Source organism: Mycobacterium alsense (assembly GCF_002086635.1).
GTDB lineage: Bacteria > Actinomycetota > Actinomycetes > Mycobacteriales > Mycobacteriaceae > Mycobacterium > Mycobacterium alsense.
In genome coordinates this window covers 1-987 of the sequence record NZ_MVHD01000132.1, presented here as the reverse complement: position 1 = coordinate 987, position 987 = coordinate 1, and the positions used below count along the sequence as shown (strand labels likewise).

General features: G+C 69.9%; 1 protein-coding gene. It reads right to left on the bottom strand.

Features of this window, described 5'->3' with window-relative positions; all coding sequences use genetic code 11:
- Nucleotides 1-987, bottom strand: a 987-nt coding sequence (locus tag BST11_RS26830; RefSeq protein ID WP_244897799.1) for a GMC family oxidoreductase N-terminal domain-containing protein, incomplete at both ends; no start/stop codon positions are given.

The window sequence follows — 987 nt, the reverse complement described above, 5'->3', positions numbered from 1 at the left end:
GTCCATCAGGTGGCGCATCAGGTTGCGGCCCACGTAGTCCGAGCCGTTGGCCAGCCCGTTGGGCCAGTCACCGGAGCGGGAGTTGAGCAGCAGCACCGGGGTGGCGAGCGCGCCGGCGGCCAGCACCACCACTGTGGCTTTGAGGGCCAGCGTGTCGTTGTGGTGCTCGGCGATGACCTGTTGCACGTGGGTGCGGTCGGCCTCGAGGCGCAGCACCCGGCATTGGTCGAGCAGGTGGGCGCCGTGTTCGGTGAGGGCGGGCAGCACGCCGTTGCGGGCGGCGTCGTTCTTGCACGACTGGGGGCAGATGTAGGTCTGGCAGGTGGTACAGCCGTCGGTGTAGTCGCAGGCCATCGGCAGGTGGTAGGGGTGCAATCCTTGACCTGTCAGATGGTCGACCAGCGGCCGGTTGTCGGCCGAAAACGGTGGTGCCGCAGGCAGATTGACGTCGGCCGCCTCGGGGCGCAGCGGGTCGGGTTGGCCGCGCACGCCGAGGAGCTTTTCGGCTTGGGCGTACCAGGGGCTGAGCTGGTCGTAGCTGATCGGCCAGGCCTCGGGCACGGTGGATTCGCCGGGGTCGTCGAAGTTTTGGCGGGGGGTGAAGTCCTGGGCGAAGAAGCGTTCGCAGACCATGCCGTACAACGCCGAGGAGCCGCCGGTGCCGGCGCCGATGAATGGCACGAACCGCTTGGCGAAGCGCCCGCTGATGTCTTCGATCTCGTCGGTGGAGCGTCCGGCGCGGGCCAGGGCGTCGTAGTAGGCCGTCGCGGAGCGGGCCGCCTGTGGTTCGGCGAGTTCGGGCATGGCCGCGCGGATCGTGCCCGGGGTGCCGGGCAGGGTGGAGCGTCCCTTTTCCACGAACAGCACCCGACGGCCCGCGCGGGCCAGCGAGTGGCCCAGCATCCCACCCCCCATGCCGGTGCCCACGACGATCACATCCCACACCACGCGCTCGGCCTCGCGCGCGCTCAGTTCGCCGTCAGCCAA